Below are 25,203 nucleotides of genomic sequence, written 5' to 3' on the forward strand. Positions count from 1 at the left end.
CGAACCAGCGCGCGATGCCGGCCAGGGCTGCCCGGTACGACCCTCCGTGGTCGACGGGCCCCATATCCAGCACCCGCACCCTCGCCCGCCGCCGGGCGAGGGTGCGCGCGCATGTCCGGGCGTTGCCGATGGGCACGTCGGTGTCGTCGTCCCCGGCGTACAGCCGCACCGGCACATCGGGCTTCCAGTCACAGCTGTGGTCGTTGGCCCGCAGGGCCTCGAGGAAGCCACCGGCCGGCCGGTGGCTTCCTCGAGGCCACCGGCCGGCCGGTTGAGCCGGCGGTGGAAGTCGTCGGTCAGCAGCTCCCGCACATCCGCCAACCGGTCTGCTTTTCCCCTGGTTCGCGCGTGTCCTCTGTCATGCCCCGAACGCTGGGGACGCAGGCTTCGCCAGGGCATCCGAGAGTCCCCCGTCCCCGTGGTGGACCTGTCACCACCCTGTCCGTCCGGCTGACCGGAGGAAGTATGACGACGTCGTCGACGCCCGTGCCGGACCAGGAGGCGCGCGGGGTGCGGCTGGTGACCGTGCTGCTGTCGCTCACCGTGGTCAGCGGCCTGATCGACGCGGTGAGCTATCTGGGTCTCGGCCGGGTCTTCACGGCCAACATGACCGGCAATGTGGTGGTCCTCGGGTTCGCCGCCGCCGGCGCACCCGGCTTCTCGGTCCCGCACACCGCGACCTCGCTGGTCTGCTTCCTGCTGGGCGCCGTGGCGGGCGGCCGGACGGCGGACCGGTACGGCCGGGGCTCGCGCCGCCGGTGGGCCCGGCTGACCCTGACGGCGGAGGCGCTCCTGGTCGGGGCGTCGGCGGCGGTGGCCTTCGCCTGGCCGGGCGCTGCCGGCACCCGCTACGCCCTCATCGCCCTCACGGCCTTCGCGATGGGCCTGCGCAACGCCACGGTCCGCAAGCTGGGCGTCCCGGACCTGACGACCACGGTCCTGACGATGACCCTGACCGGTCTGGCCTCCGACTCGCGCCTCGGCGACGCCACCGGCCACCGCTCCCCGCGCCGCACGGCCTCGGTGGTCGCGATGTTCGGGGGAGCCGCGGTCGGCGCCTGGCTGGTCCTCCGGCACGACCTCGGCATCCCGCTGCTGATCGCGGCGGTGGCCTCGGGGGTGCTGGCGATGGTGGCCTCGGGCCGGGAGTGATCCGGCGTCGGCCGAGGAGACGGTCCCGCTGGTCGCGGTGCCGGGAGCGGCGGAAGCCTCGGGGGAGGCAGGAACCGGGCATAGGGACGGGGTGTTCCTGCCTCCCTCGGGGTGGGCCGGCGGTGCCGGGAACCGTCGGCCCCGATCGGTGGGTCAGCCCGTGGTGACCTTCAGTTCCTTGACGCCGTTGATCCAGGCCGAGCGCAGCCGGCGGGGGTCGCCGGCCAGACGCAGGGAGGGCATGGCGTCCGCCAGGGCGTTGAAGATCAGGTCGATCTCCAGCACCGCGAGGGACTTGCCGAGGCAGTAGTGCGGGCCTCCGCCACCGAAGCCGAGGTGCGGATTGGGATCGCGGGTGATGTCGAAGGCGTCGGGTGCGGTGAAGACCTCGGGGTCGTGGTTGGCGGAGGCGTAGAAGAGGCCGACCCGGTCGCCCTTCCTGATCCGCGCTCCACCGAGTTCGGTGTCCTGGGTGGCGGTGCGCTGGAAGGAGTTGACCGGGGTCGCCCAGCGGACTATCTCCTCGGCCGTGGTCGCCGGGCGCTCGCGCTTGAAGAGGTCCCACTGCTCGCGGTGGGTGAGGAAGGCGTGCATGCCGTGGGTGATGGCGTTGCGGGTCGTCTCGTTGCCGGCCACCGCCAGCATCAGCACGAAGAAGCCGAACTCGTCGGAGTTCAGGTTGCCCTCGTCCTCCGCCGCCACCAGGGTCGTCACGATGTCGTGGGCCGGACACTGCTTGCGGTCGGCGGCCATGTTCATCGCGTAGGCGAGGATCTCGGTGGCCGACTCGGCGCCGACCTCCTCGGTGATCGCGTACTCGGGGTCGTCGTAGGCGATCATCTTGTTGGACCAGTCGAAGATCTTGGACCGGTCCTCCTGGGGTACGCCGATCAGTTCGGCGATGGCCTGCAGGGGCAGTTCGCAGGCGACCTCGGTGACGAAGTCGAAGGGGCCGGAGCGGGCGCGGGCGGCCGCGACGATCGCCTCGGCGCGGGTGCGCAGGCGGTCCTCCAGGGCCCGGATGGAGCGTGGCGTGAACCCGCGTTGCACGATCTGGCGGACCCTGGTGTGCTCGGGCGGGTCCATGTTCAGCAGGATCAGCCGCTGGGCGTCGATCGCGTCGCGTTCGATGTGCTCGTTGAAGCGGATGATCGCGGTGTTGAGGGTCGAGGAGAAGATCTCCGGGTGCGTGGAGACGTACTTGACGTCCGCGTGCCGGGTCACGGCCCAGTAGCCGTCGTCGGCGAAGCCCGCCAGGCCGCGCGGCTGCGGGATCCAGCGGACCGGCTCGGTGCGGCGCAGCTCGGCGAACTCCGGGAGGGGCACGCGGTGGTGCAGCAGGTCGGGGTCGGTGAAGTCGAACCCGTCGGGCAGCGCGGGGCAGTGCATCGGCGGCTCCCGTCGTCCGTTCTGACGGTCCATCAGGTGTACGGCTGCCGTGAACGTAGTAACGGGTTCTACAAGTCGCAAGACATGCGGCGGCCCCAATTGCGTGTGTAATTCGTGCAGATCGCGACTTCGGAGGCTGCACGACCCTTGCGGCAGTGGACACGATGTCAGCAGACTTCACCCAGAACTAGTACGCGTTCTAGTTCTGCGTGGCGGGCGGGCCGGGACGCCTCCGCGCCGCGCGGGCGACCGAGGAGAGGACGCACCCCCATGGCCGCGGAACCCGTGATCGTCGAAGCCGTACGCACCCCGATCGGCAGGCGCGGCGGCGCGCTCGCCAATCTGCACCCCGCCTATCTGCTGGGCGAGACCTACCGTGAACTCCTCGGCCGCACCGGCATCCCCGCCGACGCGGTCGAGCAGATCGTCGGCGGCACGGTGACCCATGCCGGCGAACAGTCCATGAACCCCGCGCGTACGGCCTGGCTGACCATGGGGCTGCCGTACGAGACGGCGGCGACGACGGTCGACTGCCAGTGCGGCTCCTCTCAGCAGGCCTCGCACATGGTGGCCAACATGGTCGCCGCGGGCGTGATCGACGTCGGGATCAGCTGCGGGGTCGAGGCGATGTCGCGGGTGCCGCTGGGGTCGGGCTCCAAGCACGGGCCCGGCAAGCCCTTCCCGGACGAGTGGAACGTCGACCTGCCCAACCAGTTCGAGGCGGCCGAGCGGATCGCCCGGCACCGCGGCCTGACCCGCGAGAACGTGGACGCCCTGGGCCTGCTGTCGCAGGAGCGGGCGGCGCACGCCTGGGCGGAGGAGCGCTTCAAGCGGGAGACCTTCGCCGTGCAGGTGCCCACCACCGAGGAGGAGCAGCACGCCGGGCAGGGCATGTGGCGGCTGGTCGACAAGGACGAGGGGCTGCGCGACACCTCGATGGAGGCGCTGGCGGGGCTGAAGCCGGTGATGCCGACGGCGGTGCACACAGCGGGCAACTCGTCGCAGATCTCGGACGGGGCCGCGGCCGTCATGTGGGCGTCGAAGCGGATGGCACGGGCCCTGAAGCTTCGGCCGAGGGCCCGGATCGTGGCCCAGGCCCTCGTGGGCGCCGACCCGCACTTCCACCTCGACGGACCGATCGACGCCACCAAGGCCGTGCTGGGCAAGGCCGGGATGTCCCTGAAGGACATCGACCTCGTCGAGATCAACGAGGCCTTCGCGTCAGTGGTGTTGAGCTGGGCCCAGGTCTTCGAACAGGACCTGGAGAAGGTGAACGTCAACGGCGGCGCGATCGCCCTCGGCCACCCGGTGGGCGCGACCGGTGCCCGCCTCATCACCACCGCCCTGCACGAACTGGAGCGCGCGGACAAGGAGTTCGCGCTCATCACGATGTGCGCGGGCGGCGGGCTGGCGACCGGGACGATCATCCAGCGGCTGTAGGACCGGACCGGCCCCCGGTGCTCAGCCGGGGGCCGCGTCCTTCACCGGCTCCCGCGCCCCCTGCGCCGCCACCGCCGCGACCACCCGTGCCCGCGGTCCCTGGAAGAGGTACGACAGGCCGAAGCCCGCGGTCACCACCACCGCGCCGCCGACCGCGTCCAGCACCCAGTGGTTGCCGGTGGCGACGATGGCCGAGACGGTGAAGAGCGGGTGCAGGAGGCCGAGGACCTTCATCCACCGCTTCGGGGCTATGACCGCGATGACGACACCGCACCACAGGGCCCAGCCGAAGTGCAGGGACGGCATCGCCGCGTACTGGTTGGTGAGCGCGGTCAGGGTGCCGTAGTCCGGCTGGGAGAAGTCCTGGACGCCGTGGACGGTGTCGATGACGCCGAGGCCCGGCATCAGCCGCGGCGGGGCCAGCGGGAAGAGCCAGAAGCCGATCAGGGCGAGGAGGGTGGCGAAGCCCAGGGAGGCTCGGGCCCAGCGGTAGTCGACCGGGCGGCGCCGGTACAGGACGCCGAGGACGGTCAGCGGGACGACGAAGTGGAAGGACTCGTAGTAGAAGTCGAAGAAGTGCCGCAGCCAGCCGACCCGCACCACGGCGTGGTTGACCGCGTGCTCGATGTCGATGTGCAGGAGGCGTTCGAGGTCGAGGACGATCCGGCCGTGGTCCTCGGCGGTGGCCCGGCCCTCGGCGTTGCTGCCCCCGGTCGCGGCCAGCCGCACCTGCTGGTAGGCCGCGTACGTCACCCGGATGAGCAGCAGCTCCAGCAGGAGGTTGGGGCGGGTGAGCACCCGGCGCGGGAAGGGCAGGAGCGGGACGCTGCCGAAACGGGCCGGGACGGCGGGCGCGTGCTGCGTGGGTACCGGCGTCCGGTAGGACGGCGAGGTCCTGGACAGGAAGGGCACCGCGGTGGCGGCGGCCAGGGCCGCGAGCAGGACGAGGTTGTCGCGCAGCGGGTACATCGCCGGCGTGTTCGGCAGCATCATCCTGGCCGGCAGCGTGGTCACCAGGACGACCGCGACCGGCCAGACGTAGCGGTCCGAGGCCCGGCTGCCGACCCGGCCGACCACCGCGAGCAGCAGCCACAGCAGCTGGTGCTGCCAGGTGGTCGGGGAGACGGCGACGGCGGCGCAGCCGATGACGGCGACGGCGAGCAGCAGCTGGCCGTCGCGGGCGTATCGGACGGCGCGGGGCAGCGCGAGGGCGGTGACGGCCGCGCCGAGCAGCAGGAAGAGGGCGATCTCCAGGGGGCCGGTCAGGCCCAGGCGGAGCAGCGCGCCGTGCAGGGACTGGTTGGCGAGGGCGTCGGCCTTGCCGCCGAGACCGACGCCGGCCATGTGGTGCACCCAGTAGGTGTAGGAGTCGTGCGGCATCGCGGCCCAGGCGAGCACGGTGCACGCGGCGAAGGAGGAGGCCGTGGTGAGGGCGGCCCGGCGGCGACCGGTGAACCACAGCAGCGGGGCGAACAGCAGGACGGTCGGCTGCAGGGCGGCGGCCAGGCCCATGCACAGGCCGCTCGCGCGTTCCCCGCGCACGGTGAAGCAGCCGAGCAGCACCAGCAGGACCGGGATGACGCTGGTCTGGCCGAGCCACAGGGTGTTGCGGACCGGCAGCGACAGCATGAGCAGGCTGATCGCGACCGGCGCGGCCAGCAGGGAGGTGCGGCGGCTCACCGGCCGGGGCAGCGCCCGGGCGGCGACCAGGCCGAGGGCGACGACCAGCAGCAGGGTGCCGAAGGTCCAGCCCCAGCCGAGGGCCTGCTCGGCGGATCTGGTGAGCGGCTTGAGGACCAGACCGGCGAAGGGGGTGCCGGTGAATCTCGTGGAGTCGTACAGCGAGCCCTTGACGTGCAGGACGCCCTCGGGACCCACCCAGGTCTCCAGGTCGGTGAGGCGTTCGCCGCTCGGGGTGGTCAGGACGACGGCCAGCTGCCGTACCGCGAGGATCGCGGCCACCGCCCACAGCGCGAGCCGGGCGGCCCGCAGGCGGGCTCCGGCCTCGGCCGGTCCGAAGGCATCCGCCGTTCGCCCGCTGTGATCCACATTCGCCACGCCTCGTCGGCCTCCCGCCCCGTTCGGCCCGGGCGCCGTGCGCGCCGGGTTCCCTCTGCGAGCCCTGGAGGCTCGCAGACCCCCCAGGAGGAGGACGCAGAAAACCCCGGTTCACCTGACGTCCGTCCGCCTTTTGTCCGGATGACGATAGTCCGCAGGGGGTGCGGTTGCCTCCCCGGTGCGCGAGAAGGATCACAACGAGGGACCGGAATGCCTGCTCGGAAGTGGGCAGACGTACCTGCGTACGCGCCATTTAGCTGCACTATGCATCTACTTGCGTACAGGACGTAAGGACCCGAAGTCCCCCTATCGTCGCTTTTCGGCCCGCCGTACGTCACCGCCGCCGTCCGGGTCGCGTCCCTGTCCCCGTCGAAAGGTAGGCGAGCCCCGTTTTGGCGACCGTCACAGCCGTCACCACCCCGCCCCTGAAGATCCCCAGGGCCCGCAAGGCCTCCGACGTCACCGTCACCGACCCCGCCCTCGTCAAGCGCGCCGTGAAGGCGGCCGCGCTCGGCAACGCGATGGAGTGGTTCGACTTCGGTGTCTACAGCTACATCGCGGTCACCCTGGGCAAGGTCTTCTTCCCCTCGGGCAACCCGACCGCACAGCTGCTCTCCACGTTCGGCGCCTTCGCCGCGGCCTTCCTGGTCCGCCCGCTCGGCGGCATGGTCTTCGGCCCGCTGGGCGACCGCGTCGGCCGCCAGAAGGTCCTCGCCCTCACCATGATCATGATGGCGGCCGGCACCTTCGCGATCGGCCTGATCCCGTCGTACGGGACGATCGGCGTCGGAGCGCCGCTGCTGCTGCTCGCCGCCCGTCTGGTGCAGGGCTTCTCCACCGGCGGCGAGTACGCGGGTGCCTCGACGTTCATCGCCGAGTACGCGCCGGACAAGAAGCGCGGGTTCCTCGGCAGCTGGCTGGAGTTCGGCACGCTGGCCGGGTACATCGGCGGCGCGGGTCTGGTCACCCTGATGACGGCTCTGCTCTCCTCGGCCGATCTGGTCTCCTGGGGCTGGCGGATCCCGTTCCTGATCGCGGGCCCGATGGGCATCGTCGGCCTGTACCTGCGGATGCGGCTGGAGGAGACCCCGGCGTTCGCGGCCGAGGTCGAGAAGGCGGAGGCCGCCCGGCCGAAGGTGCCGCTGCGCGAGATGGTCGCGGGCCAGTGGAAGGCTCTGCTGCTGTGCATGGGCCTGGTGCTGGTCTTCAACGTCACCGACTACATGCTGCTGTCGTACATGCCGAGCTACCTCACCAGTGAGCTGAAGTACGACGAGACGCACGGCCTGCTGGTCGTGCTCGGTGTGATGGCGCTGATGATGATCGTCCAGCCGTTCGCGGGCGCCCTGACCGACCGCGTCGGCCGCCGTCCGGTGATCGCCGCGGGCTGCGCGGGCTTCCTGTTCCTGTCCGTCCCGGCGGTGCTGCTGATCCGCCAGGGCAGCCTGCCGGCCGTGGCGCTCGGCATGGGTGCGCTGGGTCTGCTGCTGGTCTGCTTCACGGCGGCCATGCCGGCCGCGCTGCCCGCGCTCTTCCCGACCCGGGTCCGCTACGGCTCCCTGTCGATCGGCTTCAACGTGTCGGTGTCCCTGTTCGGCGGTACGACTCCGCTGGTGGTCACGGCGCTGATCGGGGCGACCGGGAACATGATGATGCCCGCGTACTACATGATGGGCGCCGCCGTCATCGGCGGGTTCGCGGTGTGGCGCATGGCGGAGTCGGCGGGGCGGCCGTTGCCGGGTTCCGCCCCGGCAGTGGAGCAGCGGTAGGCACACCGTCGCCGGGTGCGGGTCCGCGCCGGGCCGGTCGCGCGGTTCCCCGCGCCCCCGGGGAGCTGCGGTGCCGTCGGCCTCACGGCGCCGCCGTCGCGCCCGGCCCGCACCGGCGGCGGAACCGTCCGAGCACCCGAACCGTCTGTACCCCCGCCGGCATCGACACGGGGGGCGCGAACGGCCATGCACGGAATCCGCACCGCACGCGCACGCGTGCTCGCGCTCGTACTCAGCCTCCTCGGCATCCAGCTGACCTGGCTGATCGCCCCGGCCTACGCCTGTGGCTGCGGAGCGATGGTCCCTGACCCGGCGACCCGCATAGCCGTCGCCGAGGAGCAGTCCGTCGTGCGCTGGGACGGCCGCCGGGAACAGATCGTGATGCGGCTGACGGTCGACGGCGACGCACGGCACGCCGCCTGGATCATGCCCGTCCCGCACCGGGCCACCGTCCGCCTCGGCGACCGGGCCCTCTTCGACCAACTGGCCGAGGCCGTCCGGCCCGTGCACCGCACGCGGTACCACTTCTGGCCGCGGAACGGCGACTGGCCCTTCGACGGCCGGAACGACTCCGCCGACGCCGCCGCACCGCCCGCCGCCGGCGCCGTCGGCGTGGTCGGCCGGCAGCGGCTCGGCCCCTTCGACGTGGCCCGGCTGACCGCCACCGACCCGGCTGCCCTCGGCGACTGGCTGCACGCCCACGGCTTCTCCCTGCCCGCCCGGCTGAGGACGGCCCTGCAACCGTATGTCGACCGGCACTGGGAGTACGTGGCCGTCCGGCTCTCCCCGGACACGGCCGGCAGCGCACTGCACGGCGCGCTCGACCCGATCCACCTCACCTTCTCCGCGGACCGCCCGGTGTACCCGATGAGGCTGTCCCGCCTGGCCCGCCTCCCGCAGTCCCTCGGCCTGTACGTTCTCGCCACGCACCGCATGCGGACGCGCTCGGCGATCGGCGGACCGGAGCCCAGCGTGGTCTTCGCGGGCCGCCTCCGCACTCACGACGGCTCCCTGGGCCGGCTCGCCGCCGGGACGCCGTACCTGACCGCGCTCACCCAGGGGTTCCCCGAGCCGGCCCGCATCTCCGGCGACCACGAGCTGCTCCGCGCGGCCGCCGACACACCGGTCCAGCAGGTGATCCACGAGGACCGGCTGCGCGAGGTGGCCGGGATCCCCGCCTGGCTGCTGACCGTCGGCGGCGGTCTGCTGCTCGTCGTCACGGCCGTCGCCCTGGCCGCCGTACGACGCTCACGGCGGCCGGTGCAACCCCCGCCGCCCGTTCGGCCACCGCCGCCACTCACCCCGTCCGCGCCCCTCGGCTGAGACCATTCATGTGGAAGTACGGACACTCGGGAAAGGCAGCAGGCGCATGAGCGGGTCGCAGCTCTGGGACGACGTCGACTTCTACTTCAGCAGCCATCTGGCACCGGACGACGAGGCGCTCCGGGCCGCCCTGCGCGACAGCGAGGCCGCCGGGCTGCCGCACATCGGCGTCACCGCAACCCAGGGCAAGTTCCTCCAGCTGCTCGCCGAGATCCAGGGCGCCCGGAACATCCTGGAGATCGGCACGCTCGGCGGTTACAGCACGATCTGGCTGGGCCGGGCGCTGCCCGCCGACGGCAGGCTGATCTCGCTGGAGTACAGCGCCAAGCACGCCGAGGTGGCCGTGCGCAACCTCGCCCGTGCGGGCCTGGACCGGGTCGTGGAGGTGCGGGTCGGTCCGGCGCTGGAGTCGCTGCCCAAGCTCGCCGACGAGAACCCGGCCCCCTTCGACCTGGTCTTCATCGACGCCGACAAGGCCAACAACCCGCACTACGTGGAGTGGGCACTCAGGCTCTGCCGCGCGGGCAGCCTCATCGTCGTGGACAACGTGGTGCGCGGCGGCCGGGTCGCCGACACCGGCAGCGCTGAACCGGACGTCGTCGGCACCCGTGCCGCCATCGAACTGATCGCCACCCACCCGAGGCTCTCCGGCACGGCGGTCCAGACAGTGGGCAGCAAGGGGTACGACGGCTTCGCGCTGGCCCGCGTGCTGGGCTGAGCCTCCCGGCCGGGCTCACACCTCGTGGTAGAAGCCCACGTTGACGCTGCGCGGCGCGGTGCGGTCCGTGACGACGATCTCGCCGGAGCCGCCGCGGGGCAGCTGGACGGCCCCGCCGTAGGCCACGGTCTGCGCGTACTCCCCTACGATCAGCCGCACTTCGGCGGACGGCTCCGCCTGCGAGCCGCGCAGCCAGGACACCTGCCAGCCGCCGTCGGGACCGCACAGGAACTCCAGGTGGACCCGGGAGACGAACAGCCAGTCCTCGGGCGTGACCAGCCGGCACACGGACCCGTCCCGGCCCACCCGCAGCACCGCGCCCGGCTCGCTGGGCGCGTCGGCCATCGTCATGCCGGCCGTGGCACCCTCGTCGGCCCCGGACACGGTGGCCATGGTCAGTTCGAGCACGTGCGTTCCCCCTGCGGAAGCTGCGACGCCGGACGGCGTCCCTTGCGGTGGCCCGGTTGCCGCACCGCCGCCGCATGATAAAACGCCCGGCCGGGTCCCGTCCGGCACAATGGGCTCATGACCGAGCGAAAGCCACCGGGTGTCCCGTTCGAGTCCTGGGTCGACAAGCAGATCCGCGACGCCCAGGGGCGCGGTGAGTTCGACCGGCTGCCGGGCGCGGGCGAGCCGCTGCCCGCCGACCTCGACTCCACGTACGACGAACTGTGGTGGGTCAAGCGGAAGATGGCCCGCGAGGGGCTGGCGGTGCTGCCTCCCGCGCTGGCCCTGCGCAAGGAGGCCGAGGACGCGCTGGCGGCGGCCTACGCGGCGCCCTCGGAGCGGATCGTCCGGAAGATCATCACCGACGTCAACGTGAAGATTCGCGACATGATGTTCAAGCCGCCGCCCGGCCCGCACCTGGGCAAGAAGCCGTACGACGTCGAGGAGGTCGTACGGGAGTGGCGCAGGCTGCGGGCGGCGGCCCAGGACTCACGGGTCCCGGGCACGTAGTTCTAGACGTGCAGCAGCCGTCCGGCCAGCTCCCGGTAGTCCCGCAGGGCGAGCCTCAGCTGCTCGGTGTCGGTCTCGCGGCCCGGTGCGCCGCCCTCGGTGTCCTGCCAGGACTTGCGCAGGGTGCGACGGCGGCGGGTCACGGCCTCGCTGATCCGCGCGGCGATCTCCTCCAGCTCACGGTCGGCCTCCTCGACCGCGGCCCGCGGCTCGTCCACGAACCCGGCGGACGTCTTCCGCAGCAGCGCCTCCCACCGCTCCGACTCCTCGTGCGGCAGCAGCGGGGCCCGGCTGCCGGTGCCCTCCGCGGCCTGCCCCGCCCCGCGGGGCGCGGCCGGCCAGGAGTCCGCACCCCGGCCCTCCGTCGTGGCCGCCTCGCGTCCGGTCAGCTCGCCCGGGGACGGCGCCCCGAGCCCGTCGTCGGGCATCCAGCCGCCCGCCGCGACGTCCTCCCGTCCGGACCCGGCGGTCCCCGGGGCCCCTTCGCCGCGGGCGTCCGCGGCGGACCACTCGCCGCCCTGCGTCCGGGCGGGCCGCTCACTCCGTGCGTCCGCCGCCGTGCCGTCCGGGGCGGGCGGCGCGGCCGGAGTGCGGTCGTCCGCCGTCAGGCCCTCCCGGCCGGGTCCGGCGGTACCGGGGACCCGGCCCGTCCGGTCGTCCGGCCGGCGCATGCCGCCCGGGTCGGCTCCCGGCTCCGGCTCACCGGGGAGCCGTTCGCCGGGCCGCCGCTCGTCCTCCGGCCCGCGTGCGGCGCCGGAGACGTCGCCCCCGGCCGGGTACCTCTCCGGGCCCGGCCCGGTCTCCCTGTCCTGGGCCATGGCTCAACTCTCCTTCGGGTGGCTCTTGGTGAAGTGCCACGGGGCGTGGGAACGGGCCGGGGCGCCGTCGGAGCCGCTGCCGCTGCCGCCGCCGACCGTGGCGTCGGCGCGGTGCCGGCCGGTCGTCCTGCCGCTGTCGACCAGGTCGTCGAAGAGGGCGCGGGCCTCGACCAGGGCCGTGCGCAGCTCCTCGGTGCCGGCGCCGGCCTCGCTCGCCCCGCTGCTCGCCCCGGTCCGGGTCACCCGGTGCACCTGCCGGTAGCCCTCGATGTGGTCGGCGTGGTGCACGGACAGCGCGGCGAGCTGCTCCTCGTAGCGTCCGCCGTCCGGGTAGCCGCGGGCTCCGGCGAGTTCCGCGAGCAGCTGGTCGGCCTCGGCCACCGCCTCCTGCGGCGCGTCCACGAAGCGCTCCTGTACGGCCGTCCAGCGGACCGTGTACCGCTCCCGCTCGGCGGGCTGCAACGGGCGTTCGCGCAGGGCGCCGTGGCGTTCGACCCGCTCGGTCAGTTCGCGTTCGGCGGCCTTGGTGTCACCGTCGTGCCGTGCCACGGTCCGCTCGTACTCGGGCCCGAAGCGCCGCCTCAAGTTGGGCCCGCCGTGCCGGCCGCGGGCGCGCAGGATCAGGGTGGCCGCGACGAGGACCACGGCCGCCACGATCACGATCAAAGCGATGATCATGCCTGTGGACATGGTTGCCTTCCGGATCGGACCGGCCCCGCTGGCCGGTTCTCCTATCGGGTGACCCGGAAGTCGGCCCACAAACGGTCGCTAGTCGGCGAAGCGGCGCAGGCCGGTCACCGACCACACGGCCGCGATACGCCCGTCCACCGCCTCCAGCAGGTCGATGCCGCTCATCTGGACGCCGTCCGGACGTGTCACGTACCAGCAGGAGGCGATCCGGCCCCGTGCGGTGTCCACCGTCGGGGTCCCCTCGACGGCGTACCGCAGCCCGGGCTTCTCGGTGCGGAAGGCCGAGACGTAGGCGACGAGGCCCGCCGGACCGTGGATCTCGTCGGTGGCCGCCTTCTCGGGGGCGTTGCCGAAGCGGATGCGGAAGTCGGGCGCGAGGAAGGCCTCCGGCCGGCCGAGGTCGCCGTTCCACAGGGCGGTCCAGCGGTCGAAGAGGGCGATTCCGGTGGCGGTCGTCAGGGATGCCGATGTCATGGCGGGTGGTCTCCAGCGTGATCGTCGTTGCTCGGAACGGGCACCAGACTCCGCCCCTCCCGCGACACCCCCCTGTCGGTGATTGCCGTCACATTCCCAGTTCGCCGAGGGGCACCAGGTCGGAGCCGAGGGTGTCGAGGGCCGCCAGGTCGACCCGGCGGTCCGGGATCCGCTCGTCGAGGGCCCTGACCGTGCGGACGCGGTCGAGGCGGAAACCGCGCGGGGCTTCCCGCAGCCGGCACCAGGCGGCCAGGTACCAGTGCTCCTCGCCGCCCAGGAAGCCGAGCGGTTCGACGTCCCGGGCGGTGACGGCACCTGCCGCGTCGGCGTACTCCAGGCGCAGCACCCGTCGTGCCGGCAGCGCCTCCCGCAACGCGGCGGGCACGATCGGCTCGGCGCTCCGCGCGGACCCGGCGGCCGGTACGAGCAGCTGCACGCGCCCGGCCAGTTCCGCCGCCGCCCGCCGCTCCCGTCCCGGCATGACCGCCAGCACCTTGTGCAGCGCGCTGCGCGCGTCGGCCGCGAACGGTGTTCCGGTGAGGGCGTGCAGCCCGACCGCCAGGGCGGTCGCCTCGGCCGGGGTGATGGTCAGCGGCGGCAGGGTGCGCTCCCGGTCCAGGACGTACCCACCGGTGCGGCCCGGCTCGGCGTGGATCGGCACCCCGGACTGCTGCAGGGCCAGCAGATCCCGCTCGACGGTGCGGACGCTGACCTCGAAGCGCCGGGCGAGCGCGCGGGCGCTGCGCGGCTGGGGAGCGGCGGCGCGCAGCTCCTCGACCAGGGCGTAGAGACGGTCGGTTCGGTTCACGGGGAACAGTCTCCGGAAGTCCGTCCGCCCGGCCGCGCGGGACCCGGCCCGTCGGCTCCCCGGAGGCCGCGCATATTCGCTTGCGGACGGTCCGCCGTACCGCCCGACAATGGCCGCCATGACGTGGACGATCGCTCCGGAGCCGTACGACTCACCGGCCGCCGTCGCGCTGTGGCGGGCGTACTACACGGAGGTCAGCGACCGCTGGTACCTGCTGTACGAGGGGCACCACACCGACCCGGACGAGCTGGAGCGCGGGATCGCGGCCAGGTCGGGTGCCGAACTCACGCCGCCCACCGGCCGGTTGCTGATCGGCCGGTACGACGGTGAGCCGGCCGGTTCTGCGGGCGTACGGCTGCTCGACCCGGACACGGCCGAACTGACCCGGGTGTTCGTGTCCGAGGGGATGCGCGGCCGGGGCGGGGCCGCGCTCCTGGTCGCCGCCGCGGAGGAGGCCGCCCGCGCCCTGGGCGCCCGGCACCTGATCCTCGACACCCGCGACGATCTGGTGGAGGCCCGCGCCCTGTACGCCCGCCTCGGCTACACGGAGACCGGACCGCACAACGACGACCCGTACGCAGAGCACTGGTTCCGCAAGGGCCTGCCGGCCGCCGAGGCCGTCACGCCTCCTTCATGACCTTCGTGCCGCCCGGCCGCTCACGCTCCAAGCCGCACAGCTCGCCGGTGAGTTCCTTCACGAGCTGGGTCAGGTCGGTGGACCGGTCCGGCTGCCACCAGTCGCCGAGCAGCTCGGCGAGGGACTCCTCGCGGGCCTTGGCCAGCCGTTCGGCGACCTCCCGGCCGGCCGGGGTCAGCGTCAGGTCCAGGCCCCGGCGTTCGACCAGGCGCCGCTCCTCGATCTGGCGTTCGGCGGAGAGGATGATCCGCATCGGGACGTCGGTGCGCTCGGCGAGCACCCCCGGCTCCACCGAGCCGTACCTGCGGATGCGCAGCAGCAGCCAGCCGGCGGCGGGCAGCAGGTCGTAGCCGGCCCGCTCGATGATCTTCCGGTAGACCTCCCGGCGGCCCTCGCGGGTGCCGAGCACGGACAGCGAACGGCAGACCTCGTCGTAGGAGGAGCGTTCGACGGGGTTGGGCGGGATCGTCTCGGAGACGTCCGGCGCGGTGACCGAGCCGCGCAGCCGGTCCTCCTTCAGGAACCATGCCAGCACGAAGCCGAGGGCGGCGACCGGCGCGGCGTACAGGAACACGTCGGTGATGGCGGACGCGAAGGCGTGCAGCGCCGCCGGGCGCAGCGAGGGCGGCAGGGCGGCGATGCCGCGCGGGTCGGCCTTCAGCGCGTCGGCCGTGGCGCCGGGCGGCAGACGCACCCCGCGGAAGGCGTCGGTGAGCTTGTCGCCGAGTTGGCTCGCGAAGACGGTGCCGAAGATGGCGACGCCGAAGGACGCGCCGATGGAGCGGAAGAAGGTCGCGCCGGAGGTGGCGACGCCCAGGTCCTCGTAGGACACCGCGTTCTGCACGATGAGCACGAGGACCTGCATGACCAGGCCGAGGCCCAGGCCGAAGACGAAGAAGTAGACGCTCATCTCGGCGGTGGGGCTGTGCTCGTCCAGCCGGTGGAGCAGGAGCAGGCCGACGGCGGTGACGGCGGTGCCCACGACCGGGAAGACCTTCCAGCGGCCGGTGCGGCTGACGATCTGCCCGGAGACGGTCGAGGACAGCAGCAGGCCGATCACCATCGGCAGCATGTAGAGGCCGGACACGGTCGGGGAGACGCCGTGCACGACCTGGAGGAAGGTCGGCAGATAGGTCATCGCGCCGAACATGGCGAAGCCGACGATGAAGCTGATGACGGCGGCGAGGGTGAAGGTGCGGATACGGAACAGCTTGAGCGGCAGCACGGGTTCGGCGGCCCGGTGCTCGACGGCGACGAACGCGACGGCGAGGACGACGCCCAGCACGGCGAGCCCGATGATCTGCGGCGAACCCCAGGCCCACGTGGTGCCGCCGAGCGAGGCGACCAGCACCAGGCAGGTGGCGACCGCGGCGATCAGGAAGGTGCCGAGGTAGTCGATGACGTGGTGGGCGGCCCGGCGCGGGATGTGCAGGGCGGTGGCGATCACGGCGAGCGCGACGACGCCGACGGGCAGGTTGACGTAGAACACCCAGCGCCAGCTCAGGTGCTCGGTGAACAGCCCGCCGAGCAGCGGCCCGAGCACACTGGTCGCGCCGAACACGGCACCGAACAGACCCTGGTAGCGGCCGCGTTCGCGGGGCGGCACGATGTCGCCGACGATCGCCATCGACAGCACCATCAGCCCGCCGCCGCCCAGGCCCTGCAGTGCCCGGAAGCCGATCAGCTGCGGCATGTTCTGCGCCATGCCGCACAGCGCGGATCCGATGAGGAAGATGACGATCGCGGTCTGGAACAGCCTCTTGCGCCCGTACTGGTCGCCGAGTTTGCCCCACAGCGGGGTCGCGGCGGTCGAGGCCAGCAGATAGGCGGTGACCACCCAGGACAGATGCTCCAGACCGCCGAGGTCGCTGACGATGGTGGGCAGCGCGGTCGACACGATGGTCTGGTCGAGCGCGGCGAGCAGCAGCCCGAGCAGCAGGGCGCCGATGGAGACGAGCACATTGCCGGAGACCTGCTCGGCGGCCCGTGCGTCCTTCGCCGCGCCGTGCGTGTCCAGGGCCATGGAGACCTCCCGGTGCTCGGATGCACACATACCATCGTGGGCGGTGTGGCCGTTTATGGCCTGTTGAGTTCCCTGTGTGACCGGTTTCCTGCGTGTTCCTGCTCGGCGGTTGTGGAGGACGTCTGCATAAACTCGGGATTTCCCGAGGGGAGGGGACGAACGCGTGAGGGAACCGACGGGCCACACCTGCCCGGAGTGCGGGGCGCCGAGGGGGTCGGACAACACCCCGTCCTGCGACTGCACGCGGCGCGCCTCCGAGGCCCTGCGCGAGGCACGTACGGCCGAGGCGGCCGCGGCGGAGGACTTCGATCCGCTGCGGATACGGCCATACGTCGATGTCGCGGGGGTCGCGGCGGTCACGGAGGTCGCGGGGGCCGCGGGGGCCGCCGACGCTTCCGACGGTGACGCGGGCACCCGTCCGGTACCGGCCGCCGAGCCCACCCTGCCGCTACGCCCGGTGGCCGAGCCGAGCGGCACCGATCTGCGGCTCTTCGAGCAGGAGCCGCCGCTCGAGCCCGACGCGGAGTCGGACAGGGGTCCGGCAGCAGAACCCCGGCGCCGCTCCCGCCGCACGGTCCTGCTGTCCGTCGCGGGTGCGGGGGTCGCGGTCGTGGCGGCGGCCGGCTTCGCGAGCGGGTTGTTCGACTACCGGACGCCGGCACGGGACCGGGCGGCCCAGGAGGTGCGGGAGAGCGTCCCGGAGGCGACCACGCCGGGCACCTCGTCGGCGCCCGCGCCGCCCGCCCCGGCCCGCTCGGCCCCGCCGCCCCTCTCCCCGTCGGCCGACCCGAGCCCGTCACCCAGCACCTCGCCCCCCTCCCCCACCCCCACGGCGTCCACGTCGGTGTCCCGCCCGCCCTCGCCGACCCCCTCGACGACACACATCGGCTCCCCGAACACGGCGCCCACCGCACCACCCGTCCTCCGGCGCGGCGACAAGGGCCCGGAGGTCACCGAACTCCAGCTCCGGCTGAAGCAGTTGAACCTGTACGGCGCCCAGGTGTCCGACGTCTTCACCCGCTCGGTCGAGGACGCGGTGAGCACCTACCAGTGGGCCCGCGGAATCCAGGACGACCCCCTGGGCGTCTACGGCCCGGCCACCCGAAAAAGCCTGGAATCGGAGACGACGGAGCCATGAATCCGTCCTGCACCCGACGACGAGGCGCGCAGGCCGCGGCTCTCAGCCCGTCCGGCGTTCGAGGACGGGGCCGATCGGGGGCCCAGGGGGCGGAGCCCCTTGGCGGGGTCGAGGGGGCGGAACCCCTGGGGGCGGGAAGGGCAGGGGCGGCGGGGGCGAGACCCGAGACCCCTTACGACACCAGCCCCGCCCCGCCCGAGCGGCCACTCACCCCACACGCAGCCGAAGCTCCCCGCCCCCCGCGGCCTCGACCCGCACCTGCGCAAGGTCCCGCACCACGACATCCGGCCCATGGGAGCCGGCCCGCGGCCCCACCCCCACGACCCTCATGCCTCATGCCGGCGGCCCGCCCGGCCGCGACACCCGCCCCGGAGTCCTCGAAGACGACACAGTCCGCCGGGTCCACGCCCAGCTCGGCGGCGCCCTTCAGAAACCCCTCCGGATCGGGCTTGCTCGCACCGACCGACTCCGCGGTGATCCGCACCTCGGGCAGCGCCAGCCCGGCGGCAGCCATCCGCGCCGTGGACAGGGCGACGTCCGCGGAGGTCACCAGCGCGTGCGGCACCCCCCGCAGGGACGCGAGGAAGGCTCCGGCACCGGGAACCTCGACCACGCCGTCCATGTCGGCCGTCTCCTCCGCGAGCATGCGGGCGTTGTCGGCGAGGTTCTGCTCCATGGGCCGGTCGGGCAGCAGCACCGCCATCGAGGCATGACCCTGCCTGCCGTGCACGACCTTCATCACCTCGTCGCCCTCCAGCCCGTGCCGCTCGGCCCAGCGCCGCCAGATGCGCTCGACCACGGCGTCCGAGTTGACGAGGGTGCCGTCCATGTCGAGCAGGAGGGCGCGGGCGGTGAGGACGGTGGCCGGCATCGGCAGCTCCAAAGGGGAGGAACAGGACAAGGCGGCCCCGCCCGCCGGTCAGGGAAAACGGGCGGAGGCCACTTTGTTCCTCCACGGTACAAAACATCGCGCGGTTTCCGCCACCGGGACCACCGAGGGTTCACCCACCGTTCAGCTCAGCCCGCGATGGCCTCGTACAGGCTCCACACCCCGAGTCCCAGCATCAGCAGCGCCGCGATCTGCGTGATCAGCCGCAGCGGCACCCGCTTCATCAGGGCCTTTCCACCGACGATGCCGAGCCCGGCCACCGCCCACAGGCCGAGGACCGCGCCGAGTCCGACGGAGATCGGGTCGTCGTAGCGCGCGGCGAGGTTGGCGGTCATGATCTGGGTGAGGTCACCGAACTCGGCGACCAGGATGAGCATGAAGCCCGTACCCGCGACCTTCCAGAAGGACTGGTCGGCGGGCTTGTGGATCTCCTCCTCGTCGTCGTCCCTCTTCAGCAGGAGCATCGCCGCGCCACCGAGGAAGAGGACGCCGGTCAGCGCGTGCACGATCTGCTGGGGCAGCAGGGTGAGCACGCTGCCCGCCGCGACGGCGAGCACGACGTGCAGCAGGAAGGCGGCGGCGACGCCCGCGAAGACGTACGAGGCTCGGTAGCGGGTGCCGAGGACGAGGCCGGCGAGCGCGGTCTTGTCCGGCAGTTCGGCGAGGAAGACGACGCCGAAGACGAGCGCCGTCACGGTGATGCTGATCAAGATTCCTCAATCGGTCGGGGCTGCCCCACCGAGAGTGCTGAACCTCACATGAGACACCTCGGCACGGCAGCACACGCGGCGCCCGTGCCGTGGGGCACGAGCGTGTGCACTGCTTGCCGAAGGTCTCGCTGGGCGGCCCGTACGGGATCCGCCTCCGGGCGCCGGCTCAGGCTGGCTGAGCAGTATGTCGACGGTCCGGCGAAGAGCTACTCCCCTTCTGCGCACCCCATGGTACGGGACGCGAAAGTTGCGCGATGAGTCTTGTCGTGTCATGCACACGTCACTAGCTTCTTACCGAGCGCTCACCCACCGGCAATACGGCACCGCGAGCATTCCCTCGCTCGCGCCCAACACCCCCACCCCACCAGGGAGTTCGCATGCCGAAGTTCTACGCGCGTCGACGGCTGAGCATACTCTCGGCCCTCACGGGCCTGATAGCCTCCGTCGCCCTGTTCAACTCCCCGAGCGCCTCCGCCGCCCTCCCCACGCCGGTCAGCGGCGCCACCGCCCGCAGCTACCTCTCCCAGCTCACCGTGGCCACCGAGAACCGCACCGGCTACAGCCGCGACCTGTTCCCGACCTGGATCACCATCAGCGGCACCTGCAACACCCGCGAGTACATCCTCAAGCGCGACGGCACGAACGTCGTCACCGACTCCGCCTGCGTGGCCCAGAGCGGCAGCTGGTACTCGCCCTACGACGGCGCCACCTGGACCGCCGCCTCCGACGTCGACATCGACCACCTCGTCCCGCTCGCCGAGGCCTGGGACTCGGGCGCGAGCAAGTGGACCACGTCCCAGCGCCAGGCGTTCGCCAACGACGTCACCCGCCCCCAGCTCCTCGCCGTCACCGACAACGTCAACCAGGCCAAGGGCGACCAGGACCCGGCCACCTGGATGCCGTCGCGCACGGCGTACCGCTGCACCTACGTGCGGGCCTGGGTCCAGGTGAAGTACTACTACGGCCTCTCGGTCGACTCCGCCGAGAAGACCGCGCTGACGAACTACCTGGCAAGCTGCTGATCACGGAGACACAGCCGCCCCCCTCGACCGCCGCGCGCGACCGAGGGGGGCGGCCCCGTGTCCGACGGCTACGCCGCGCGCCGCCGCATCAGGAACCCGGCCATGGCTCCCGCCCCGGACAGCGCCACCACCGACACCCCCGTGGCAAGCCAGGTGGCGCCCAGCCACCGGGCGCCGAAGTAGCCGAGGGAGACGCTGTAGGCGGCCCAGGACAGGCCGGCCAGCGCCGACCAGGGGAGGAACTCGCGGACGCGGCGATGCGCGGCGCCCGCGCAGAACGAGACGACCGAACGGCCGGCGGGAGCGAAACGGGCCAGCACGACCAGGGCGCCACCGCCCCGGGACAAGGCCTCGCCGAGACGTTCCTGCGCGGCGGTCAGGCGGCGGGAGCGGGCTATCGCGCGGTCCAGGCGCTCACCGCCCCGCCAGGCCAGCCGGTAGGCCACCAGATCACCGAGGACCGAGGCTGTCGCGGCGGAGAGGGTCAGGACGAGGATGTCCGGCACGTCGTGCGGGACCTGCCCCGCCGCCGCGCCCGAACCCGCCGCCGCTGCCGTGGCCGCCGTGATGACGAGCACTCCGCTCGGCAGCACCGGCACGAACACGTCGAGGAGCACCGACAGGCCCACCATGGCGTAGATCCATGGACCGGCGGCCAGTGACCCCAGGCTCTCCCACACTCCGACTCCCCCGTTACTCCCCCGATGACAGCCATACAGCGTACGCCGAGGGTGTGACAGAGGGTTCGCGGGGGGCACATGTGATCGAAACGGGGTTTTCACTTCCGTGCCGGCACAACGGCGACGGCACCCCTCCGTACAACAGGGGGAAGGGTGCCGTCGAGAGCGGGGGCGGTCAGGCCGTCATCCCCGAGGCGGGTCGGGCCGTCTTCCGCGGGGCGGTCAGGCCGTGATCGGGGTCTGCTCCGGGGCCGGCTGCCGCGTCGCCGCCGTACGGCGCGTGACGAGGCGGTCGAGACCGAAGGCGCCGGAGCCGGTGAAGACCAGCAGGAGGAACGACCAGCAGAACAGGACCGAGAGTTCGCCGCCGTTCTGGATGGGCCACAGGGCGGCCTGCTGGTGGACGTCGAAGTACGCGTACGCCATCGAGCCCGAGGCGATCAGCGCGGCACCGCGGGTGCCGAGGCCGAGCAGGACGAGGCCGCCGGCGACCAGCTGGATCACGGCCGCGTACCAGCCGGGCCAGGTGCCGGACGGGATCGTGCCGCCGGTGCCCATGGCGCCGCCGAGGACGCCGAACAGCGAGGCGGCGCCGTGCACGGCGAACAGCAGGCCTACGACGATGCGGAAGAGCCCGAGCGCGTACGGCTGAGCGGAGTTGAGGCGCGTGGACATGGCGGTTCTCCTCTTCGGTGTCGGCCGGGCAGCGCGTCCGGCGCAGCCGGAGGGAACGCGCGGGGCCGGTCGTGGGGGACGGCGGTACCGAACGAGGGACCCAGGTTAGGTGAACCTAATCGATGCTTGCAAGTTCAACATTTGGCCATGGTTCCACCTCCGCTCACGATTCCGCATCGCCCTCAGCCGCACGTGGGACGGCCCACGCGACCGCACCGACACCCGAAAGCGCGACCGAATCCACATCTGGACAGGGCACTTGCAGCGGCCACCCGGTGGCTGCCCCATCGGCGCACCGAACGCCGACCTCCGTGCACACAAGGTCATTTGACGGCCTATCAGACCGACTTCACAGGCCCGAAGAACGGGCTCTACCCCGCCTCCCGCACGGACTGCCCCCGCACCTCCAGCCCGCCGAGCAGCTCCGCCGTGGCCTCCGCCACGGCCTCCACGGCCCGGTCGAACACCTCGCGGTTGTGGGCGGCGGGCGCCCGGAACCCCGAGACCTTCCGCACGTACTGCAGCGCGGCGGCACGGATGTCGTCGTCGGTGGCCTCACCGGGCAGCACGGGCGGACGCAACGTCTTGATACTCCGGCACATGCCCCCAGTCTCACGCACACCTCGCCCCGCTGCGAGGATCACTCCGAAGGCGGCCACCGAACCCCGGGGCCGACCGACGAGAGGAACACCCTCATGACGAAGCACACCGTGGCCGTCCTCGGCCCCGGCGGCACCGGCGGCCTTCTCGCCGCCCTCCTGTCCCGCTCCGGCCACCGCGTCATCTGCCTGGCCCGGCAGGCCACGGCCGACACCCTGCGCGGGACCGGAATCCAGGTCCGCAGCCGCCAGTTCGGGGACTTCACCGCACCCGTGGAAGCGGACACCGAGCTGCGCGAACCGGTGGACGCGTGCCTGGTCACCGTCAAGCACACCACCCTGGACACCGCCCTCACCCGCGTGCCGCCGGCCGCCCTCGGCGACGCCCTCGTCGTACCGCTCCTGAACGGCGTCGAGCACCCCGCGACCCTGCGCGCCCGCTACGGCCCCGACCGCGTGGCCCCCGGCGTGATCCGGGTGGAATCGACCCGCCTGGCCCCGGGCGTGATCGAACACGGCAGCCCGTTCACGGAGATCGACCTGGCGGGGGACGGCGTGCCCCGCTCCCGCCTCGACTCCCTCGCCGCCGTGCTCACCGCCGCCGGCGCGGCCACGCGCGTACTGGAGGACGAGACCGCGGCCCTGTGGGCGAAGATGGCCTTCCTCGCCCCCTTCGCTCTGCTCACCACCCGCTACGGCCTCCCCCTCGGCGAAGCCCGCACCCGCCACCGCGAGGAGCTGGAGTCCCTGGTCGCCGAGACCACCGCGGTGAGCCGCGCCTGCGGCGCCCCCGCCGACCCGGCCCAGGCCCTGTCCCGGTACGACGCCTTCCCGCCCGCCGCCAAGTCCTCCATGCAGCGCGACGCCGAGGCGGGGCGTCCACTCGAACTCGACGCCATCGGCGGAGCGTTGCTCCGCGCGGCGGACCGGCACGGCGTACCGGTGCCGGTGACGACCCGCCTGGTGACGGAGCTCCGGGCAGTCGGCCACTGAGGCCTTTTGTCGGCTTCGACGGGCGTTACCCGTTCGCGTGAACCTCACAACCGAACTCGCCACTCAAAATCGAACAGGCGTAGCATTGCCGCGTGGCTGAGACCTACGAATTCCCCAGTGACCTCCTAGCCGGTCAGGAGGAGCTGCATCAGGTCCGGGCCGAGCTGTCGGCCCTGCTCAGGCGGCTGCCCTGGTCGGTCGAGCCGCTGGACGGCTTCAGTGACGACAGCGGCTGGCGGAAGGTGGAGCGGCCCGCGTCCCCCGGCTGGACGGCCGACGAGCAGGCCGAGGTGGAGAAGCTCCGCCGCCGGGAGCACGAACTGGCGGTGTTCGTCAGCGGCCACCGCTTCTGGGCCGAGGTCGTGGCGGCGGAACGCGTCGAGGCCCGCACGAAGCTGAAGCACGCCCACGAGGACCACGAGGACCACGAGGAAGCAGAGTGACGAAAAGCCCCCGGCCACACTCGGCCGGGGGCTTCTCCCGTGTGGGCGCGGACGGTTTCGAACCGCCGACATCCTGCTTGTAAGGCAGGCGCTCTACCCCTGAGCTACGCACCCGTCTCCCGGGCACCACACCCAGGACGAGTCGACAGCCTACATTGCCGGTGGCAGTGCACCGCAAACCCGATCACAGGAGCCCCGCACCGTGTCCGTCCGCTTCTCGCGCGGGAAGGTCACGGTCCGTACGGCGAACTGACCGGCCCGTGTGTTCGTCTTCAACGGGTGGGAGAATGACAGCACCCACGGCGGTTCACAGCACGGGAGAGGGATGTGACGGCGACACCGGGCACGCCATCGACGCGGTCGTACCCGCCGTCGACCGTAGGGGCCCGGGGCGGGTCCACGGCACTGCGCGACACCGTGACCCTGCTGACTCTGCCGGTACTGGCCGTGCTCGCGCTGCCCGCCGCGTTCGCCGGTGGCGGCACCCGGCGGTGGTTCGGTGGGCGGGCGGAGGGCCAGCGGGCCGAGGCGCAGGCCGCGAAGGACGCCGCGGCGGCCGCGTTCTACGAACTCGACACCGCCCAGCGGGATCTGCGGATCTCGGTGGAGACCATCACGGCCGTCGACGACTCCCCCGCCGCGCGGCGGGTGGTGAGCGACTTCGAGGCGCTGGGCGCGCGGATCGACGAGGTCAGTCAGCGGTACATCCAGGCCGTGGACGCCCATGACCTGGACCGGGACGATCTGGAGGCCGCTGCGGCGGCCCGGGCGCGCACCGAACTGACGGCGGCCAAGGACGAGCTGGTCCGGGTCAAGCAGGAGCTGGACCGTTTCGGCAGCTCGCTGGAGCCGCTGCTGGGCAAGGCCGAGACGCAGCTCGCCCGGCTGGCCCCGGCGGTGGAGCGGGCCCGGCAGGCGTTGCTGGGCGCGAGCAACGCGCTGGACGCCGTACGTCAGAAGGGTCTCGCGGCCGATGATCTCGCGGCCCGGCTCGCGGCGCTCTCGCCGGAGCTGACGAGGCTGAACCAGGGTGCCGGTCAGCACGGGGTGGCGCAGACGCTGGAGCGGGCCGAGCGGGTGCAGCGGGAGGCCTTGGCGATCCGGGCGGAGGCGGAGCGGCTGCCGGAGAAGGCGGCCGAGATCGATCACCGGCTGGTGAGTCTGCGGACGAGGGCCCAGGCGCTGACCACCCGGGCGGGGCAGGTCGACCCGGTGCTGAGCGAGCTGCGGCGGAGGTTCGCGGCCGCGTGCTGGCAGGATCTGCAGCAGGTGCCCGCGCAGGCGGCGCAGAACGTGCGGCAGGCCGAGCTGAAGCTGCGCGAGGCGCAGGCGGCCCGGGACGCCCAGCGCTGGCCGGACGCCACCTCGTTGCTGTCGACCGTGCGGGCGCTGCTGAACACGACGGACGAGGCGGTGTCGGCGGCCGGTGACCGGCTCACGCGGCTGAACGCGGTGCAGAAGGATCCGCAGCAGGAGGTCGAGCGGACCCGGTTCGCGATCCGGGACGCCCAGCGGCTGGCGATGACCGGCCGTACGACTCCGGATCCGCGGCACGCGCGGCCGCTGGACGACGCGGTGGGGCGGCTGGAGCGGGCGATCGGCACGCTGGAGGGCCGGCACCCGGACTACTGGCATTTCCTGACCGAGACGGACGCCGTGCGGCAGACGGTGGCCCGGGTGGTGGCGCAGATCCGGGAGGAGCGCGGGGGCGGCCACTGAGCTGCGCGTGTTGCCGGGTGGGGCGGGGCGGGCGGATATTGAATGGAACGGATGGCCTCCGCTAGGCGCCCCAGGGAGG

Annotated in this window: 24 protein-coding genes, 1 tRNA gene and 1 pseudogene; 12 read left to right on the forward strand and 14 right to left on the reverse strand. The window is 72.7% G+C overall.

The genetic code is table 11. The annotated features are described in order from the left end of the window. Positions 1 to 465 precede the first annotated feature (465 nt). The gene (locus AC07CM_RS03240) at positions 466 to 1,152 is read left to right on the forward strand and encodes a YoaK family protein (protein ID WP_478874605.1); all 687 of its coding nucleotides are present in this window, start codon (positions 466 to 468) and stop codon (positions 1,150 to 1,152) included. A 153-nt stretch (positions 1,153 to 1,305) separates the two neighbouring features. Here AC07CM_RS03240 and AC07CM_RS03245 read toward each other — a convergent pair whose 3' ends face one another. Next, entirely contained in the window at positions 1,306 to 2,541 is a 1,236-nt protein-coding gene (locus tag AC07CM_RS03245; RefSeq protein ID WP_478874892.1) for a cytochrome P450, read from the reverse strand. A gap of 270 nt (positions 2,542 to 2,811) precedes the next feature. Between AC07CM_RS03245 and AC07CM_RS03250 the strand changes: the two genes are divergently transcribed. Further along, positions 2,812 to 3,981, forward strand: a complete 1,170-nt coding sequence (locus AC07CM_RS03250) for a steroid 3-ketoacyl-CoA thiolase (protein WP_478874606.1) — start codon at positions 2,812 to 2,814, stop codon at positions 3,979 to 3,981. A gap of 21 nt (positions 3,982 to 4,002) precedes the next feature. Here the strand turns inward: AC07CM_RS03250 and AC07CM_RS03255 are convergent, their stop codons facing one another. Continuing rightward, entirely contained in the window at positions 4,003 to 6,039 is a 2,037-nt protein-coding gene (locus AC07CM_RS03255; RefSeq protein ID WP_478874607.1) for a bifunctional glycosyltransferase 87/phosphatase PAP2 family protein, read from the reverse strand. Positions 6,040 to 6,431: 392 nt separating this feature from the next. On the opposite strand from AC07CM_RS03255, the gene proP reads away from it, so the two are divergent. From proP to AC07CM_RS03270, 3 genes are all read left to right on the forward strand, one after another. Then, entirely contained in the window at positions 6,432 to 7,808 is a 1,377-nt protein-coding gene (gene proP, locus AC07CM_RS03260) for a glycine betaine/L-proline transporter ProP (RefSeq protein ID WP_478874608.1), read from the forward strand. Between the two features lie 186 nt (positions 7,809 to 7,994). After that, on the forward strand, positions 7,995 to 9,131 hold the full coding sequence (locus AC07CM_RS03265) for a DUF2330 domain-containing protein (protein ID WP_478874609.1): 1,137 nt from the start codon (positions 7,995 to 7,997) through the stop codon (positions 9,129 to 9,131). A 46-nt stretch (positions 9,132 to 9,177) separates the two neighbouring features. Beyond that, entirely contained in the window at positions 9,178 to 9,849 is a 672-nt protein-coding gene (locus AC07CM_RS03270; RefSeq protein ID WP_478874610.1) for an O-methyltransferase, read from the forward strand. 15 nt (positions 9,850 to 9,864) lie between these two features. Here the strand turns inward: AC07CM_RS03270 and AC07CM_RS03275 are convergent, their stop codons facing one another. Further along, positions 9,865 to 10,257 (reverse strand): hypothetical protein, encoded by a 393-nt coding sequence (locus AC07CM_RS03275; protein WP_478874611.1) that lies wholly within the window; start codon positions 10,255 to 10,257, stop codon positions 9,865 to 9,867. A gap of 117 nt (positions 10,258 to 10,374) precedes the next feature. Here AC07CM_RS03275 and AC07CM_RS03280 point away from each other — a divergent pair, with 117 nt between their 5' ends. Then, positions 10,375 to 10,806 (forward strand): DnaJ family domain-containing protein, encoded by a 432-nt coding sequence (locus AC07CM_RS03280; protein ID WP_478874612.1) that lies wholly within the window; start codon positions 10,375 to 10,377, stop codon positions 10,804 to 10,806. Between the two features lie 2 nt (positions 10,807 to 10,808). On the opposite strand, the gene AC07CM_RS03285 is transcribed toward AC07CM_RS03280, so the two are convergent. The 4 genes from AC07CM_RS03285 to AC07CM_RS03300 form a co-directional block, all read right to left on the reverse strand. Further along, positions 10,809 to 11,624: a hypothetical protein gene (locus AC07CM_RS03285; RefSeq protein ID WP_478874613.1), complete on the reverse strand. Its 816-nt coding sequence runs from the start codon at positions 11,622 to 11,624 to the stop codon at positions 10,809 to 10,811. 3 nt (positions 11,625 to 11,627) lie between these two features. Next, positions 11,628 to 12,314, reverse strand: coding sequence for a hypothetical protein (locus tag AC07CM_RS03290; RefSeq protein WP_478874614.1), 687 nt, complete (start codon positions 12,312 to 12,314; stop codon positions 11,628 to 11,630). A 78-nt stretch (positions 12,315 to 12,392) separates the two neighbouring features. After that, complete coding sequence (locus AC07CM_RS03295; protein WP_478874615.1) at positions 12,393 to 12,788, reverse strand: nuclear transport factor 2 family protein; 396 nt, start codon at positions 12,786 to 12,788, stop codon at positions 12,393 to 12,395. A gap of 88 nt (positions 12,789 to 12,876) precedes the next feature. Continuing rightward, positions 12,877 to 13,596: a helix-turn-helix transcriptional regulator gene (locus AC07CM_RS03300; protein ID WP_478874616.1), complete on the reverse strand. Its 720-nt coding sequence runs from the start codon at positions 13,594 to 13,596 to the stop codon at positions 12,877 to 12,879. 109 nt (positions 13,597 to 13,705) lie between these two features. Here AC07CM_RS03300 and AC07CM_RS03305 point away from each other — a divergent pair, with 109 nt between their 5' ends. Then, a complete protein-coding gene (locus AC07CM_RS03305; RefSeq protein WP_478874617.1) occupies positions 13,706 to 14,233 on the forward strand; it encodes a GNAT family N-acetyltransferase in 528 nt (175 codons plus the stop codon). On the opposite strand, the gene AC07CM_RS03310 is transcribed toward AC07CM_RS03305, so the two are convergent. Continuing rightward, a complete protein-coding gene (locus AC07CM_RS03310; protein ID WP_478874618.1) occupies positions 14,217 to 16,256 on the reverse strand; it encodes an MDR family MFS transporter in 2,040 nt (679 codons plus the stop codon). The genes AC07CM_RS03305 and AC07CM_RS03310 overlap by 17 nt on opposite strands. 163 nt (positions 16,257 to 16,419) lie before the next feature. Here AC07CM_RS03310 and AC07CM_RS03315 point away from each other — a divergent pair, with 163 nt between their 5' ends. Beyond that, on the forward strand, positions 16,420 to 17,394 hold the full coding sequence (locus tag AC07CM_RS03315) for a peptidoglycan-binding domain-containing protein (RefSeq protein WP_478874619.1): 975 nt from the start codon (positions 16,420 to 16,422) through the stop codon (positions 17,392 to 17,394). Between the two features lie 207 nt (positions 17,395 to 17,601). Here the strand turns inward: AC07CM_RS03315 and AC07CM_RS03320 are convergent. Together AC07CM_RS03320 and AC07CM_RS03325 are read right to left on the reverse strand one after the other, a co-directional pair. Beyond that, positions 17,602 to 18,265, reverse strand: a pseudogene (locus AC07CM_RS03320) (HAD-IA family hydrolase). Positions 18,266 to 18,411: 146 nt separating this feature from the next. Then, on the reverse strand, positions 18,412 to 18,993 hold the full coding sequence (locus AC07CM_RS03325) for a TMEM165/GDT1 family protein (protein ID WP_478874620.1): 582 nt from the start codon (positions 18,991 to 18,993) through the stop codon (positions 18,412 to 18,414). Between the two features lie 377 nt (positions 18,994 to 19,370). Here AC07CM_RS03325 and AC07CM_RS03330 point away from each other — a divergent pair, with 377 nt between their 5' ends. Beyond that, positions 19,371 to 20,015: an HNH endonuclease family protein gene (locus AC07CM_RS03330; RefSeq protein ID WP_478874621.1), complete on the forward strand. Its 645-nt coding sequence runs from the start codon at positions 19,371 to 19,373 to the stop codon at positions 20,013 to 20,015. A 68-nt stretch (positions 20,016 to 20,083) separates the two neighbouring features. Here the strand turns inward: AC07CM_RS03330 and AC07CM_RS03335 are convergent, their stop codons facing one another. From AC07CM_RS03335 to AC07CM_RS03345, 3 genes are all read right to left on the reverse strand, one after another. Continuing rightward, positions 20,084 to 20,695 carry a DedA family protein gene (locus AC07CM_RS03335; protein WP_478874622.1) on the reverse strand — a complete coding sequence of 204 codons (612 nt, stop codon included), beginning with the start codon at positions 20,693 to 20,695 and terminating at the stop codon, positions 20,084 to 20,086. Positions 20,696 to 20,917: 222 nt separating this feature from the next. Next, positions 20,918 to 21,370, reverse strand: a complete 453-nt coding sequence (locus AC07CM_RS03340; protein WP_478874623.1) for a DoxX family protein — start codon at positions 21,368 to 21,370, stop codon at positions 20,918 to 20,920. Positions 21,371 to 21,741: 371 nt separating this feature from the next. After that, entirely contained in the window at positions 21,742 to 21,972 is a 231-nt protein-coding gene (locus AC07CM_RS03345; protein ID WP_478874624.1) for a DUF2277 domain-containing protein, read from the reverse strand. 93 nt (positions 21,973 to 22,065) lie between these two features. Here AC07CM_RS03345 and AC07CM_RS03350 point away from each other — a divergent pair, with 93 nt between their 5' ends. Next, positions 22,066 to 22,962 (forward strand): ketopantoate reductase family protein, encoded by an 897-nt coding sequence (locus AC07CM_RS03350; RefSeq protein ID WP_478874625.1) that lies wholly within the window; start codon positions 22,066 to 22,068, stop codon positions 22,960 to 22,962. Positions 22,963 to 23,054: 92 nt separating this feature from the next. Further along, positions 23,055 to 23,405 (forward strand): hypothetical protein, encoded by a 351-nt coding sequence (locus tag AC07CM_RS03355; protein ID WP_478874626.1) that lies wholly within the window; start codon positions 23,055 to 23,057, stop codon positions 23,403 to 23,405. 42 nt (positions 23,406 to 23,447) lie between these two features. Here the strand turns inward: AC07CM_RS03355 and AC07CM_RS03360 are convergent. Next, positions 23,448 to 23,519, reverse strand: a tRNA-Val gene (locus AC07CM_RS03360). A gap of 213 nt (positions 23,520 to 23,732) precedes the next feature. Between AC07CM_RS03360 and AC07CM_RS03365 the strand changes: the two genes are divergently transcribed. Then, positions 23,733 to 25,124: a hypothetical protein gene (locus AC07CM_RS03365; protein WP_478874627.1), complete on the forward strand. Its 1,392-nt coding sequence runs from the start codon at positions 23,733 to 23,735 to the stop codon at positions 25,122 to 25,124. Positions 25,125 to 25,203 lie beyond the last annotated feature (79 nt).

The organism is Streptomyces sp. NPDC044061, from assembly GCF_056434305.1.